This window comes from Kribbella sp. NPDC023855 (assembly GCF_040639475.1).
Lineage (GTDB): Bacteria > Actinomycetota > Actinomycetes > Propionibacteriales > Kribbellaceae > Kribbella.
In genome coordinates this window covers 203,153-217,797 of record NZ_JBFAAA010000001.1, presented here as the reverse complement: position 1 = coordinate 217,797, position 14,645 = coordinate 203,153, and the positions used below count along the sequence as shown (strand labels likewise).

16 protein-coding genes are annotated in these 14,645 nt (G+C 68.4%); 5 read left to right on the top strand and 11 right to left on the bottom strand.

What is annotated here, in order from left to right:
- Window positions 1–15: 15 nt before the first annotated feature.
- Both nusA and rimP read right to left on the bottom strand, forming a co-directional pair.
- Entirely contained in the window at window positions 16–1,008 is a 993-nt protein-coding gene (gene nusA / locus AB0F51_RS00995; RefSeq protein ID WP_360272059.1) for a transcription termination factor NusA, read from the bottom strand.
- Window positions 1,008–1,547: a ribosome maturation factor RimP gene (rimP, locus tag AB0F51_RS00990; RefSeq protein ID WP_360272056.1), complete on the bottom strand. Its 540-nt coding sequence runs from the start codon at window positions 1,545–1,547 to the stop codon at window positions 1,008–1,010. Before rimP ends, nusA begins: the two co-directional genes overlap by 1 nt.
- A 133-nt stretch (window positions 1,548–1,680) precedes the next feature.
- Here rimP and AB0F51_RS00985 point away from each other — a divergent pair, with 133 nt between their 5' ends.
- Entirely contained in the window at window positions 1,681–2,268 is a 588-nt protein-coding gene (locus AB0F51_RS00985) for a cell division protein FtsK (RefSeq protein ID WP_360272053.1), read from the top strand.
- Window positions 2,265–2,675 carry a ferritin-like domain-containing protein gene (locus AB0F51_RS00980; RefSeq protein ID WP_360272050.1) on the top strand — a complete coding sequence of 137 codons (411 nt, stop codon included), beginning with the start codon at window positions 2,265–2,267 and terminating at the stop codon, window positions 2,673–2,675. The genes AB0F51_RS00985 and AB0F51_RS00980 overlap by 4 nt, the downstream gene beginning before the upstream one ends.
- Window positions 2,676–2,684: 9 nt before the next feature.
- On the opposite strand, the gene AB0F51_RS00975 is transcribed toward AB0F51_RS00980, so the two are convergent.
- A complete protein-coding gene (locus AB0F51_RS00975) occupies window positions 2,685–3,452 on the bottom strand; it encodes a nucleotidyltransferase domain-containing protein (protein WP_360272047.1) in 768 nt (255 codons plus the stop codon).
- Window positions 3,453–3,560: 108 nt separating this feature from the next.
- On the opposite strand from AB0F51_RS00975, the gene AB0F51_RS00970 reads away from it, so the two are divergent.
- On the top strand, window positions 3,561–4,220 hold the full coding sequence (locus AB0F51_RS00970) for a lysoplasmalogenase (protein ID WP_360272045.1): 660 nt from the start codon (window positions 3,561–3,563) through the stop codon (window positions 4,218–4,220).
- Here AB0F51_RS00970 and AB0F51_RS00965 read toward each other — a convergent pair.
- Window positions 4,140–5,111 carry a sigma-70 family RNA polymerase sigma factor gene (locus AB0F51_RS00965; RefSeq protein WP_360272042.1) on the bottom strand — a complete coding sequence of 324 codons (972 nt, stop codon included), beginning with the start codon at window positions 5,109–5,111 and terminating at the stop codon, window positions 4,140–4,142. The genes AB0F51_RS00970 and AB0F51_RS00965 overlap by 81 nt on opposite strands.
- A gap of 62 nt (window positions 5,112–5,173) precedes the next feature.
- Between AB0F51_RS00965 and AB0F51_RS00960 the strand changes: the two genes are divergently transcribed.
- Entirely contained in the window at window positions 5,174–5,920 is a 747-nt protein-coding gene (locus AB0F51_RS00960) for an SDR family oxidoreductase (RefSeq protein WP_360272039.1), read from the top strand.
- 12 nt (window positions 5,921–5,932) lie between these two features.
- Entirely contained in the window at window positions 5,933–6,319 is a 387-nt protein-coding gene (locus tag AB0F51_RS00955; protein WP_360272036.1) for a YchJ family metal-binding protein, read from the top strand.
- A gap of 39 nt (window positions 6,320–6,358) precedes the next feature.
- Here the strand turns inward: AB0F51_RS00955 and AB0F51_RS00950 are convergent, their stop codons facing one another.
- From AB0F51_RS00950 to AB0F51_RS00920, 7 genes are all read right to left on the bottom strand, one after another.
- The gene (locus AB0F51_RS00950; RefSeq protein WP_360272033.1) at window positions 6,359–7,765 is read right to left on the bottom strand and encodes an alkaline phosphatase PhoX; all 1,407 of its coding nucleotides are present in this window, start codon (window positions 7,763–7,765) and stop codon (window positions 6,359–6,361) included.
- A gap of 100 nt (window positions 7,766–7,865) precedes the next feature.
- Window positions 7,866–9,170, bottom strand: coding sequence for an ABC transporter substrate-binding protein (locus tag AB0F51_RS00945; RefSeq protein ID WP_360272031.1), 1,305 nt, complete (start codon window positions 9,168–9,170; stop codon window positions 7,866–7,868).
- 38 nt (window positions 9,171–9,208) lie between these two features.
- Window positions 9,209–10,315, bottom strand: a complete 1,107-nt coding sequence (locus AB0F51_RS00940; protein ID WP_360272028.1) for a branched-chain amino acid ABC transporter permease — start codon at window positions 10,313–10,315, stop codon at window positions 9,209–9,211.
- A complete protein-coding gene (locus AB0F51_RS00935; protein ID WP_360272026.1) occupies window positions 10,312–11,199 on the bottom strand; it encodes a branched-chain amino acid ABC transporter permease in 888 nt (295 codons plus the stop codon). Before AB0F51_RS00935 ends, AB0F51_RS00940 begins: the two co-directional genes overlap by 4 nt.
- Complete coding sequence (locus AB0F51_RS00930; protein ID WP_360272024.1) at window positions 11,196–13,034, bottom strand: AMP-binding protein; 1,839 nt, start codon at window positions 13,032–13,034, stop codon at window positions 11,196–11,198. The genes AB0F51_RS00935 and AB0F51_RS00930 overlap by 4 nt, the downstream gene beginning before the upstream one ends.
- Complete coding sequence (locus AB0F51_RS00925) at window positions 13,031–13,813, bottom strand: ABC transporter ATP-binding protein (protein WP_360272022.1); 783 nt, start codon at window positions 13,811–13,813, stop codon at window positions 13,031–13,033. Before AB0F51_RS00925 ends, AB0F51_RS00930 begins: the two co-directional genes overlap by 4 nt.
- On the bottom strand, window positions 13,810–14,595 hold the full coding sequence (locus AB0F51_RS00920) for an ABC transporter ATP-binding protein (RefSeq protein WP_360272020.1): 786 nt from the start codon (window positions 14,593–14,595) through the stop codon (window positions 13,810–13,812). The genes AB0F51_RS00925 and AB0F51_RS00920 overlap by 4 nt, the downstream gene beginning before the upstream one ends.
- Window positions 14,596–14,645: the final 50 nt, after the last annotated feature.

The following is a 14,645-nucleotide window of genomic DNA, read 5'->3' as shown; positions in this document are numbered from 1 at the left end:
CGACCGACCGAGAGATCAGTCTACCTTCTCGTCGGCACGAGTCACATCGGTATCCGGCCGGATGTCGATCCGCCAGCCCGTCAGCCGGGCCGCGAGCCGGGCGTTCTGGCCCTCTTTGCCGATCGCCAGCGACAACTGGTAGTCCGGTACGACGACCCGCGCGGCGCGGGCGGCCGCGTCGACGACCTCAACAGAGGAAACCTGCGCCGGCGACAGCGCATTCCCGACGAAGGTCGCCGGGTCGTCGCTGTGGTCGATGATGTCGATCTTCTCACCGTGCAGCTCGTGCATGATGTTGCGCACCCGCTGGCCCATCGGGCCGATACAGGCGCCCTTGCCGTTCACGGACGGGTTCAGCGTCCGGACCGCGATCTTGGTCCGGTGCCCGGCCTCGCGCGCGATCGCGGTGATCTCCACCGTGCCGTCGGCGATCTCCGGTACTTCGAGCGCGAACAGCTTCTTGACCAGGTTCGGGTGGGTCCGGGAGACGGTGATCTGCGGGCCCTTGAAGCCCTTGCGGACGCCGACCACGTAGACCCGCAGCCGCGAGCCGTGCTCGTACTTCTCCCCCGGCACCTGCTCCGGTGCCGGCAGCACGGCCTCGATCTTGCCCAGGTCGACCATCACCGAGCGCGGGTCGCGGCCCTGCTGGATCACCCCGGACAGGATGTCGCCCTCCTTGCCGGAGAACTCGCCGTACCGGACGTCGTCCTCGGCGTCGCGCAGCCGCTGCAGGATGACCTGCTTGGCCGTGGTCGCGGCGATCCGGCCGAAGTCGGCCGGGGTGTCGTCGAACTCGCGCGCCACCGTGCCGTCCTCGGCGAGCTCCTTGGCGAACACGGTGACGTGCCCGGTCTTGCGGTCCAGCACCACCCGCGCCTGCTGCTGTGCGCCCTCGGTCCGGTGGTAAGCCACCAGCAGCGCCTGCTCGATCGCCTCCACGACGATCTCGAAGGCGATGTCCTTCTCGCGTTCCAGGGACCGCAGGACGGCCATGTCGATGTCCATCAGTTCTCCTCCACCGTGCCGTCAGCGGTTGCGTCAGCGTCCGATTCTGGGGCAGGTTCGTCGTTGCCGGCTGGCCGGTTGAACTCGATCTGGATCTTGGCCTTCGTCACGTCCGCGTACGCGATCGTGCGCGGCCTTCCCTTGACGTCCAGCTCGGCGGCCTCGTCGGTGGCGGACTTGATCCGGCCGGTCACCTTGCCGCCGGCCACCAAGGTGACCTCGACCAGGCGCGAGACGTTGCGCCGCCAGTGCCGCGGCAGCGTGAGCGGCCGGTCGACACCGGGGCTGGACACCTCCAGCGTGTACGCGCCGTTACCCATCACGTCGTCGGCGTCCAGCGCCTTGGAGATCGCCCGGGTCACCTCGGCGACGTCGTCCAGGCTGATCCCGCCGTCGCGGTCGACCAGCACGCGCAGCATCCGCCGCTTGCCGGCCGGCGAGACGTCCGCGGCCTCCAGGTCGCAACCGAACTGCTCGACGATCGGCCGCAGGAAGTTTTCGAGGCTCTCGGGGTCCGTGTGGTCAGTCCTTCGGCTCACAGGTAGACCTGCCTCTCTCTCCAGTTGTGCACCCGTTACGCGCCCCGGCAATCCGACCGAGGGCAGTAGCCCACCATATCCGGACAACCGGGATGTCCCTGCACGCGCCTCCGGTCGGGATAGGGTTTCGGCCGTGCCGAACCATCCTCAGCTTCTCACCCGCTGGCCGGTGGCGCCTGTCGCCCGCCGGACCACGCTGCGGGCAGCGGCGCTCACAGCCGGTACTGCGGCGCTGCTGGCCGGCTGCAGCGACGACCCCGCTGAGCCCGGTACCGGCGGTAGCACCCAAAGCGGCGGCACCAAGGGCCCGGACGGCAAGAAGCAGCCCGAGCCGAGCACCGACCCGGCGGTGGTGGCGGCCCTGTCGACTGCGGCCGGCCAGGTGGCCCAGGCTGCCCAACGGCTGAGCGCCGCCAGCAAGACCTACCCCGCCCTGGCGGCCCAGCTCGCCACCGCAGCGAAGTACCACGCTCAGCACTTGGCGAAGCTCAACGAGGCGTCCGGTACCGCCCCGGCGGCTGTCGGCAAGCTGCCGCCGCTGCCGAAGGGGTCAGCGGCCGCCCTGGCCGATCTGGCGAGCCGGGAGCAGAAGCTGTCCGTAGCCCACTCCGTCGCGGCGGCGAAGCTGTCCGGGCCCAACGCCCGGCTGCTGGCGATGATTGCCGCCTCGGAGACCCAGCTGGCCGCCTCCCTGACCGTCAAGAAGAAGGCTGCCCGGTGACTCAGGTCGAAGCACTCCAGGCAGCTCTGGCCGGCGAACACGCTGCCCTGTACGGCGTCGGCGTTGCTGGCGGCAAGTTGAGCGGAGCCAAGTTCCTGGCGGCGTCCGAGCTCGATGAGCGCCACCGTCGGCAGCGGGACAAGCTCACTGACCTCCTCACCGCCGCTGGCGAGACGCCGGCCGCAGCCGAACCGGCGTACGACCTGCCTCTCGTTGTGACCACCCCGGCGACCGCGACAGCCCTGATCCTCCTGATCGAACGCCGTCTGACAGCCGTCTACGCCGACCTGGTCGAAGCGGCCGAGGAGGACGCGGTCCGAGCCCTGGCAATCCAGTACCTCATCACCACCGCGGCAACCCAAACCAGCTGGGGCGGCGCCCCTGCCGCCTTCCCCGGCACAGTCTGACCCCAGAGCTCAGGACGTTGCGAAGGCCTGCTCAAACACTCTTGTGGCCTCGTCGATGGCAGCCGTCAGAACCTGCGGTGACGGCGTCAGACCGCTGATGATGCGGTCGAGCTCTCGAAGTCCAGCTCGTTCCAGCAGGGTCTTCTCGTTACTCACCCAGGTGCCTCGGGCGGCCAGGATCGCGTGGGCGGCCTGACAGCCGGCGGTCGCGATTGCCCCGGCGGACTCGGCGAGGCGCCCCTGTGCGGCATGCGCGGTTCGGGCGTAGTCGAGAGTGAGGCGAGCCTCGCCCCACCAGCGTTCCGACGCCGCCTGCCGCAGAGCTTCGGGGAAGTCGGGCTTCGGGAGGGTGCCGTGCAGGACCTGGTTGATGGCCAGTTCCGCAACGACGATGTAGCTCGGGATGCCTGCCAGGTGGAACAGCAGCCTCTCGACGTGGAAGCGGCCCTCGCGAGCTTCCGCGAACTGGTGCTCGACGTCGTCCAGGTCGCGATAGTGCACGTCGATGCGCCTGCCGTCGGCTTCCAGCCAGGCGCCGCCGTTGAACACTCCGCCGCCCCAGCCGCCGATCTCGGAGGCTTCTCCCGGCCAGCCAAGGTCCCGCACGTCTTGTGGGGAGAACGCGCCGCGGTAGTAGACCGCGAAGTCCCAGTCGCTGTCAGGACCATGCGTTCCGACGGCACGCGAGCCGCCCAGCGCGACGGCCTGGACCTGAGGCAGCGTGGCGAGTCGCTGGGTGACATGAGCGAGGAAGGCCTTGTCGTCGTGTGCCTGCATGGCCGGAGCCTAGGCGTGCTGGTCGCCTGACGCAGCCGAATTGCGCCTGACCCCAGTGGTTGCTGGGGGTTTGCCCCATGGACACCGGGGCGCGGGAGGGTTGGGGATATGAGGCTTGGGCGGCTGGTGGCTGAGCGGCGGCGGTTGGCGGCGTACTGGGGAGCGGCGGTCGTTCAGGTGGCCGCGGTTGCGCTCGATGCCAAGTTGTTGAAGAGAGCAAGCAAGGTGACGTTGATGCCGTTGCTGCTGTCCTGGCTGCGGACTCAGGGCGCGCCGCCGCTCATCCAGGCAGCTCTGCTCGCCTCCGCGGCCGGTGATCTTCTGCTGGAGACGGAGTTCCAGACGGCCGGCATCGCGGCCTTCGCCGCCGCGCAGGCTTGCTACCTTGCGGTGTTCCTCGACAAGCCCGGCGAGCGATCTTGGCGCGTGCCGGCGGCGTACGGCGCGCTCTGGGCTGCCCTGATTGCGTTGCTGGGGCGCGATCTCGGCGCGCAACGAGTCCCCGTCGCCGCCTACGCGTTGTTGCTCACGGCAACAGCAATCGCCGCGAAGTGGCACAACCCGCGCAGCGGGCTCGGTGGCGCGCTCTTCCTCGTCTCCGATGCGCTCATCGCGATGCGCCTTGCCGGGCGCGACTTCCCGGGTCGTGGGGTGTTGGTGATGTCGACCTACGCCACCGGTCAGTACCTACTCGTCTCCGGCGTCCGGAAGCGAGCGCGGCAGCCCGAAGTACGGGAACAAGCTGGTGTCGAAGCGAGTGAACGCTGAGATCCGGTCGCCAGCAAGGGTGAGGACGAACAGTCCGCCGCCATGGCGAGTGGCGCCGCGGAGGTAGGCGCCGAATGCCGGCTGGCCGTTGGCGCGCGTCGGCACGAGGCTGACCCGCCGGCCGGAGCCGAAGATGGTTGCGAACAGCCGAGCCGCGGCCTCGCGGCCTTCGTACTCGAGCGGAATCGGCGGCATCGAGACGAAGACGTCATCGGTGAACAAGGCAACCAGCCGCTCGACATCACCGGACTCGTACGCCGTCACGAACTCCGCCACCAGCGCCTGTTCCACCGCTGAACCGGGAGCCGGTTCGCGCTCGGGAGTCAGCCGCCGAAGACTAGCTCTGGCCCGTTTCAGCCCACTGTTGACCGACTCGACCGTCGAATCGAGCATCTCGGCCACTTCGGCAGCCCGGAAACCCAGTACGTCGCGCAGGACCAGCACGGCAACCTGCCGGGGAGACAGAGCCTGCAGGGCCGTCACAAATGCCAGCGATATCCCCTCGGTCTGTTCGTAGCCGACCTCCGGACCGAGCAACGCGTCGGGATACGGCTCGAGCCACGCGATCTCGCCGTACCGGGTCGGTTCGGGTGGTTCCACGGATGGCATCGCGAACTCCTCCGGCGGGCGCCGGCTGGCGGAGCGGCGTGCGTTGAGGCAGCGGTTGGTGGCGATCCGGTACAGCCAGGTGCGGATCGAGGCGCGCCCTTCGAAGGCGGCGATCCCGCGCCAGGCGGCCAGCAGCGTGTCCTGCAGGACGTCCTCGGCATCCTGCAGCGAACCGAGCATCCGGTAGCAATGCACCTGGAGCTCCCGGCGGTACGGCTCGGTGAGCTCGCGGAACGCCTCACCGTCGCCGGCCCGCGCCCTGCTGATCAGCTCCTGCGTCACCTTCACCACTGTATGGACACCGGCCATGCCCAGAACTAGGCGCCCGCGGTGTCTCTATCCACATGATGCTCAAGAACAAGATCGCAGTGGTCTACGGCGCCGGCGGCGGGATCGGCGCCGCCGTCGCTCGCACCTTCGCGCAAGAAGGCGCTCAAGTCTTCCTCACCGGCCGGCGGCGTTCCGCCGAAGTGGCGGAGGTCGACGCTCTGGACGAAGAGGCTGTGGACAGCCATCTCGAGTCCGTCGTGGCAGAGGCCGGCCGCGTCGACATCTCCTTCAACGCCGTCGGTCTGCCGAACGCGGACATCGTCGGCACCCCACTGACCGACCTCGACGCCGCCCTGTTCACCCAGCCGCTCACCGCCTACGCCCTGTCCTACTTCCTCACCGCACGCCTGGCGGCCCGACGGATGATCGCTCAGAAATCGGGCGTCATCATGACCGTCACCGCCCTCCACTCCAGGACCGGCCTCCCCCTGGTCGGAGGCTACGGCCCCGCAATGGCCGCCAAGGAGGCGCTCACCCGAGACCTGTCCGCCGAACTCGCCCCGTACGGCGTACGCGTGGTCGGCCTGCGTCCCCAGGGCATGCCCGAGACCCGCACCATCAGAGATGCCTACGAGCCGCGCGCCAAGGCCTCAGGGATGACCTGGGAACAGTGGCAGGAACTCCTGGCCGGCAGGACCCACCCGAAACGCCTGATGACTCTCGAAGAGATGGCAAACCTCGCCACCTTCCTGGCCTCCGACAAGGCCAGCGGGATGACCGGAACGACCGTCAACCTGACCATGGGCAGCCTCGATGACTGACACACTGGGACGATGGCCAAACGCCCCACCAAATGCCCGTGCGGTCTCCCCGCGCCGTACGCCGATTGCTGCGGCAGCCTCCACGCCGGTCGTATCACGGCCACCACCGCCGAGCAGCTCATGCGATCGCGGTACTCCGCCTTCGTGGTCCGCGATGCGCCCTACCTGCTCCGCACCTGGTACTCCGAAACCCGCCCGCGCGACCTCGCGCTGAACGACGAGTTCGTGTGGACCGGTCTGGAAATCCTGAGCACCACCGGCGGCAGCGCCTTCCACGCCGAAGGCACCGTCGAGTTCCGCGCCCACTACCTCGCGGACAACCAGCCCGGCGACCAGCACGAGAACAGCCGCTTCGTCCGCGAGGACGGCCACTGGGTGTACGTGGAGCCGGTGCGGTAGCCGCGCCTCAGGGGCAGCAGGCGCGGCTACCGGACAGGGTCAGCGGCGGCGGCGCCAGGGGCCGGTGACGGCGTAGGTGATGCCGGGTGAGTAGACGTTGAAGAACATCGTCCGGCCGTCGGCGGAGAAGCCGGCGCCGGCCAGCTCGCCGTACTCCGGGTCTTCCGGCGTGCCGGTGTTGACCCGGTTGCGGGCGAACTTGAAGACCTCGCCGTCCTCGGTGGTGCCGAGGATGTGCTGCTCGCCGAGACCGTCCTCGCACATCATCAGCCCGCCGTACGGCGACATCGTGATGTTGTCGGGGGCGTCGAACTCGGGGTCGTCCGAGCCGGGCTTCGGCCGGGTGAAGATGACCTCGAGGCGCAGCGTCTTCAGGCGCGGGTCGTACCGCCAGACCTGGCCGTCGTGGTCGACCTTCGGGCCGAGCTCGGTCCGGGCGAACGACGACACGAAGTACACGCAGCGGTCCAGTGCGCCCCACCAGCAGCCCTCGAGCTTGTAACCGCCGGTGATCGGCTTCGCGTAGTCCTGGGCGCGCACCGACTCGGTGGTCGCCAGCGGGTCAGGAACCTTGACCCACTGCACGTTGTGGAACACCGTCCCCGGCTCCTGTACTACGGAAAGGTCCGGCAGCCCGTCGATGTGCATGGCCTGGAGTTCGCCACCAGCCCGGAGGCTCCCCCAGCCGCCGCGCGGGCGGTTGGGCAGGAAGCGGTAGAAGCCACCGAGGGGCGCGACGAACGCGTCCTCGGTCTCGTAGACGATGCCTGTCGCCGGGTCGATCGCGACGGCCTCGTGCTGGAACCGGCCCATCTCCTTCAGTGGAGTCGGGTTCACGTTGCGGCGGTCGTCGTACGGGTCGACCTCGAAGATGAAGCCGTGGTCCTTGGTGTAGCCGCTGGTGCCGGCCTTGAGCTCCGTCTCCTCACAGGTCAGCCAGGTGCGCCACGGGGTGATGCCGCCGGAGCAGTTGATCGCCGTACCGCCGACGCTGACGTACTCCTTGACCGGGTTGTTGTGCTTGTCCACCACGATCGTGCTGGTGCCGCCGGCGCCGCCCGGGTCGTAGGTGCGCTCCGGCGGGGCGACCACCTTGATCTTGGCGGTCGGGCTGCACTCGTGGTTCCGGACCAGCCGGTTGCCGCCATGACGGTCGGGGAAGGTGCCCATGCCGTCGAAGCGGGACGGGGTCGGCAGGCCGTCCGGCCGGACCGTGCCCTCCCGCGAAAGGACCTTGTAGCTGAAACCTCGCGGCAGGTCGAGCATGCCGGCCGGGTCCGGGACGAGCGGCCCGTAGCCGATCTTCGGGCCGGACGTACCGAGCGCGGGCTCCGCCGTGTAGAGGGCCTCCACGGACCCCACCACACTGACGGCAACACCTGCCGCGGCCGCACGGGCGACGAACTGCCGCCGGGACAGGGGATTCGACTGCGGTTCCACGGACACGCGGGCCTCCTTGGAGCGGAAATATCTTTCGATCACCAGCGAACGTATGGTGAACGGCGGATGACTACAAGGTGAACCGCGCGCCGTGGACAGAAAATACCTACTGGTAACAAGGCCTGCTGAACTCGTGCTTGGCCGCCGTCTTGCCGGTGAAGAAGTCCTTCTCGACCTTCACTCCGGTCGGCGCCGTGGGGTCGACCTTGGAGATGATGCTCTGCCGGAAGACCCGCTCACTCGGCTCGCCGTTGAACCGGCCGGCCTCCGCCGGGAGCATCCCCTCGTAGTCGACCGTCTCCAGCGACTTCACCGCTGCCAGCAGCCCGGCCCGGGTGAGGTCCTTGGAGTCGACAGCCTTCTGCAGCGCCGCCTTCATCGGGTACGACCAGACCCAGCCGGCGGTGTAACCGTCATTGGGTGCGGCCTTGAACATCGCCTGGTCCAGCGACTCGGCCAGCGCCTTGTGACCTGGCGTGTCCGTCCCGTACGGCGCCCAAGGGCCTGACTGCCGGTAGAGAGCGGTCAACGCGGGAGCGGCCGGGCTCTTCAGCAGCGCCGGGTTCCAGGTCGGGCTCGTACCGATGAACTGTCCCTTGAAACCGGCCTGGGCGGATCCACCGACGATCGTCGCCGCCTCGGTCGGACCGGTGCTCAGGATGACCAGGTCAGGCTTGGCCGCGACCAGCTTCTGGATCGCCGCGCCCTGGTTCTCCTGGCCGGGCGCGGTGGGGATGTCGGTGAACTTCATCCCGTTGCCCTCGGCCGCGATCTTCGTCCCGGCCGCCGCGTCGTCGCCGTAGTCACCGGGGAAGTGCACCGCGGCCACGCTCTTGGCCTGCAGCGTCTCGGCCGCGAAGTCGACCGAGTTCATCGACTCGAAGCAGTAGTTCGTGCCCGACTCCAAGATGACGTCCTCGAACGCCCAGGCCGACGTCCAGGACGCCGGTACGCCGATCATGTTGCTCGCCTTCAGATCGGCGAGGATGGCCGCGGTGGTCGGCGAACCGAGCGTCTGGGCCAGCCCGAGCACGTCCGGCTTGATCTCGGAGTACACCTCGTTGTGGATCTGCGGGTTGTACTTGTTGTCCTTGGTGTACTTCGTCACGTCGACCTCGTAGCCGCCGATCCCGCCCGCGGTGTTGACCCGCTTCCAGAACGCCTTCTGACTCTCGGTGATCGGCACGCCGAGCGCCTTGAACGGGCCCTCGGTCAGGTCGGAGATCGAGCCGAGGTAGATACAGCCCTTGGTCTTGTCCACCGCCGCCGGGCACGGCTCCTTGGTGACACCGACGTCGAACTTGACGCCTTCGCTGCCCTCTTGCGTCTCCGGGGCGTCGTTGCGGCACCCCGCGACGGCCAGTACGGCGGCCACCAGGCCCACCGCGACCGCCCTGCGACTTCTGTACATCGCTCTTCCTCCTCGGGCTGCCGGCACCGACTGGTGAGTCAGTGCGAGAACGGCCATGACTTCCAGTAGGTGCGGATGCGGATCCAGATCCCGAACAACCCTCGCGGTTCGAAGATCAGGAAGCCGATGATCAACAGGCCGTACAGAATCGTCTCGACCTGGAAGACCGTGATGCCGCCGGCCGTCGAGCTGCTGCTGACGAACGGCAGCACGGCCGGGAGTTCGCGGGTGACCCTGGGCAGCAAGGTGATGAACACCGCGCCCATGATCGATCCCGAGATGGTGGCGACCCCGCCGACCAGGATCATCGCGATGTACTGCACCGACATCGCCAGGTTGAACGAGCCGGGCTCGACGAAGCCGATCATCACGTACAGCAGCGCGCCCGCGACGCCGGCGTAGAACGACGACACCGCGAAGGCGAGCATCTTGTACCGGGTCACGTCGACGCCGATCACCTCGGCGGCCAGATCGCGATCGCGCACGGCGGCCAGCGCCCGGCCGATCCGCGAGCGGACCAGGTTCCGCGCCAGCACGCCGAAGATCACCAGCAGGACGAACATCAGCAGATAGAGCTTCTGCGCCTTGGTGAACATCGCGCCGTCGACCGCGAACTGCAGCCCGAACAACTCCGGTACCGCGGCCGGCCGCCCGACCCCCACTCCCCCGGTCAGCTCGCGCCAGTGCTTGAACAGGTGCTCCCCGATGAACACCAGGCCAAGCGTTACGACGGCCAGGTACAGCCCTCGTAACCGAGCCGCCAGCGGAGCGACGATCAACCCGGCCAGTCCGGCCACCAGCCCCGAGGCCAGCAACCAGATCGGCAGCGAGGTGATCCCGAAGCCGATCAGCCGGGTGCTGTCCGGATCGCCGGACAACGCCGCCGCGGTGTAGGCCCCGATCGCGAGGAAGAACGCGTGTCCGAGTGACACCTGACCGGCGTACCCGGTGACGAGGTTGAGGCCGATCGCGCCGATCGCCGCGACGAACGCGGTCGCCAGGACGACGAGCAGATCGTCCTCGAGCATGAACGGCAGCAGTACCGCGACCACCACCAGCCCGAGCGTCCACCACCGCTTGGCCGGCGTGTTCAGCAAGGCCATGTCCTGCCCGTACGACAGGTAGAGCAGCGGGCGGCCTCTCATATGCGCTCCACCTCTCGGGTGCCGAACAGGCCGTACGGTTTGACCAGGAGGACGAGCAGCATCAGCAGGTAGGGCACGACCAGGAAGAAGTCGCCGCCCAAGACCGGGCTGAGGTCGCCGCCGTAGTTGCCGACGATCGCCTCCACCACCCCGATCGCCAGACCCGCGATCACCGCGCCGCCCAGTGAGTCCAGCCCGCCCAGGATGATCACCGGCAACGCTTTCAGCGCGGTCAGCCAGAGGTTCTGCTCCAGCCCGATCCCGGTCGACAGGAAGACCCCGGCGAGCCCGGCCAGCATCGCCGCGAGCGCCCACGACAGCGAGAACACTCGCCCCACGGACACGCCCTGGGCCAGCGCGACTTCCTGGTCCGAGGATGCCGCGCGCATCGCCAGACCAGTTCGCGACCAGCGGTAGAAGGCGAACAAGGCCGCGACCACCACCAGCGTCGTCACCAAGGTCGCGAGGTGCCGTTGGTCGATGGTGACCCCGAAGACCTTCAGTTGCTTCAGGCCCCAAGGATCGCCCATCTGGCGGATGTCCAGGCCGATGAAGGAGTTCACCACCGTCCGGATCACGATGTCGACGCCCAAGGTGATGATCGCGATCACGAAAACCGGCTTGCCGATCATCGGCCGCAGCGCCAGCCGCTCCACGCCCGCACCGAGCAGGGCGGTGAGCAGCAGCGCGACCAGCACGGCCAGGAAGAAGTTCATCGACAGCACCAGGTGGCTGACCAGCACGCCGCCCGCCATCATGAAGGCCGGCTGGGCGAAGCTGATCACCCGCATGGACTTGTAGATGATGACGAACCCCAGCGCCAGCAGGGCGTAGATCGAGCCGTTGCCCAGACCGCGGACCACGGTGGCGACGAACTCGTTCACCGGAGGCCCCCTTCGTACATCGACTCGACCAGCTCGGCGAAGGTGTCGGAGACCGCGCTGCGCTTGACCTTCATGGTCGCGGTCAGCTCGCCGTCCTCGTGGTCGAGCAGCTTCGGCAGCATCCGGAACCGCTTGATCTGCTCCGCGGTGGCGAACCGCTCGTTCACCTCGTCGACGACGCCTTGCACCAGCTCGATCACCTCGGGCTTCGAGGACAGATCGTGGTACGTCGAGTACGGCAGCCGGCGCAGCTGGGCCCAGTGACCGACGGTCTCCGGCTCGATCCCGATCAGGGCGGCCAGGTACTTGCGCCGGTCACCGATCACCACCGCTTCCTTGATGTACGGCGAGGCCTTCAGCGCGTTCTCGAGTTCGGACGGCGCGATGTTCTTGCCGCCGGCCGTGATGATCAGGTCCTTCATCCGGTCGGTGATCCGCAGGTGGGTGTCGTCGACCCACTCCCCCACGTCGCCGGTGTGCAACCAGCCGTCCGCGTCAATCATCCGCGCGGTCGCCTCCGGGTCGTGCCAGTAGCCCGCGAAGGTGCCCGGATGCCGGGTGAGGATCTCGCCGGTGTGCTCGTCGATCCGCAGCTCGACTCCCGCGTGCGGCTCGCCGACCGTGCCGACCTTGACCCGGCCCGGGCGGTTCGCGGTGGCAACGGCCGAGTTCTCCGTCATCCCGTACACCTCGTACATGGGCAGGCCCAGCCCCATCAGGAACCGGAGTACCTCGGGCGCGATCGGCGCGGCACCCGAGGCGGCGTACCGGACCTTGCGGAGGCCGGTGCGGTCCATCAGGGCGCGGTAGCAGAGCAGGTAGCCGATCGCGTAGACCAGCCGGGACTTCGCGGTGTGCCTGCCCCCGTTGGCGGCCAGGACCCCGCCGATCCAGTCCGCCCGGCGCAGCCAGTAGCCGCCGACCTTCCGCTTCAGCCAGGTCGCCGAGCCGACCCGGATCTGGACGCCGGCCGTGATCTTCTCCCAGATCCGCGGCACGCCGAACAGGATCGTCGGCTGCACCTCGTACAGATTCGTGGTGACGGTCTCGATCGACTCCGCGAAGTGCACGGTGACCCCGGCGCCGGCGCCGAACCAGCAACTGAATACCCGCTCGGCGACGTGGCACAGCGGCAGATACGACAGCACGCAGTCCTTGGGCGACGGTGGCGGCGAGGTGAAGCCGCCCTCCTCGACGAGCTCCCGGATCGCGTAGTCGACGTTGGCCACGGTCAGCATCACGCCCTTGGGCGGACCGGTGGTCCCGGACGTGTAGACCAGCATCGCTATGTCGTCCGAACTGGCGTCGGCCATCCGTTCCTGTACCGCCGATGGGTGCGCCTCGCGGTGCTCGTTGCCCAGCGCAAGGAAATCGGGCCAGGCCAGCAGCCGCGGATCGTCGTACCGGTGCCTGATGCCGCGGGGCTCCACGAAGACGATGCGTTCGAGGTCGGGGAGTTCGTCGGCGACGGCCAGCGCCTTGTCGACCTGCTCCTGGTCCTCCGCGATCAGGATCCGGGTGCCGGAGTGGCGGAGCAGGTAGGCGACCTCGGAGACGGGGTTGGTCGGGTAGAGACCGACTACCACGGCCCGGACCGAGACCGCACCGACGTCGGTGTAGAGCCACTCCCGCCGGTTCTCCGAGTGGATCGCCACCCGGTCGCCCGGCTCGATGCCGAGGGCAAGCAAAGCGTGACCGACCAGCTCGGCGGTGGACCAGTACTGCGACCAGCTGACCTGTTGCCACAGGCCCAGATCCTTTTCCCGCAAGGCGATCACGTTCGGGGTCGCGATCGCCCGGTCGCGCACGCGGGTGGCGATGGTGGTCGTCGTCATGATCGCTCCACGATCCGGTGCTCCTCGCCCAGGTAGGCGCGCACCACGTCGGGGTCCGTCGCGACGTCCTGCGGCTTGCCGGTCCGGATCTGCCGGCCGAAGTCGATCACCATGATCCGGTCGGCCAGATCCATCACCAGGCCCATGTCGTGCTCGACCATCACCATCGGCAGGCCGAGCTCGTCGCGGATGTCGAGGATGAACCGGGCCATGTCCTCGGTCTCCTCGAGGTTCATCCCGGCGACCGGTTCGTCGAGCAGCAGCAGCTTCGGCTCCGACGCCAGCGCGCGGCCGAGCTCGACCCGCTTCTGCACCCCGTACGGGAGCAGGCCGACCGGCATCCGCCGCCACTGGGCGAGTTCGAGGAAGTCGACGATCTCCTCGACCGCGCGGCGGTTGGCGAACTCGTTGCGGCGGGCCTTGCCCAGCCAGGCGAACGCGGACAGTACGCCGTACGGGTGGTGGTGATGGCGGCCGAGCATCAGGTTGTCGAGCACCGTCAGGTTGGCGAACAGTTCGATGTTCTGGAAGGTCCGGGCGATGCCGAGCCGCGCGATCGCGTGCGGACGCAGGCCGAGCAGTTCCCGGTCGCCGAAGCGGACCGAGCCGCGCTGTGGCCGGTAGACACCCGAGAGCACGTTGAAGATGGACGTTTTACCCGCGCCGTTCGGGCCGATCACGGCGAACAGTTCGCCCTCGTCGACGGTGAAGCTCACCCCGTTCAGCGCGGTCACCCCGGAGAACTCGAGCAGCACGTCGTCGAAGGTCAGCACACTCATGACAGCCACCGCTTCCGCCGGCGGTAGTGCTTGACGTCCCGGAACGACCTGGAGCCGCCCTCGGCGCCGAGGCCGAGGTAGAACTCGCGGACGTCGCTGTCGTCGAGCAACTGCGCGGCGGGCTTGTCCATCACCATCGCGCCGTTCTCCAGGACGTAGCCGTGCTCGGCGATCGACAGCGCCATCGCGGCGTTCTGCTCGACCAGCAGCACGGTGGTGCCGTCGGCGTTGATCTCGACGATCACGTCCCGGATCTGCTGGACGATCATCGGCGCCAGGCCGAGACTCGGCTCGTCCATCAGCAGGTACCGCGGGTCCGACATCAGCGCCCGCCCGATCGCCAGCATCTGCTGCTCGCCACCGGACAGGTACCCGGCGGTGCTGCGCCGCCGGTCGGCCAGCACCGGGAAGAGCTGGTAGGTCCGGTCGAGATTCGCCTTCAAGGATCGTGGGGCGACGTGCCCGCCGACCCGCAGGTTCTCCTCGACCGTCAGGTCGGCCAGGATCCGCCGGCCTTCCATCACCTGCTTGATGCCCAGCGCAGCGATCCGGCTGGCGCCCAATCCGTGGATGGGCTCGCCGTCGAGGGTGATCGTGCCGCGGCGTACCTCGCCGTCGTGGACGTCCAGCAACCCTGAGATGGCCCGCAGCAACGTTGACTTGCCGGCACCGTTGGCCCCGAGCAGGGCAACGATCTGCCCTTGCGGGACCTCGAGGCTGACGCCCCGGAGTACCAGCATCACGTCGTCGTAGACGACCTCGAGATTCGTCGCTGCCAGCACGTACGGCCTCCTGGATCCCCGAAGGTTCCAACCGTCCTGGCGAGTGAGTG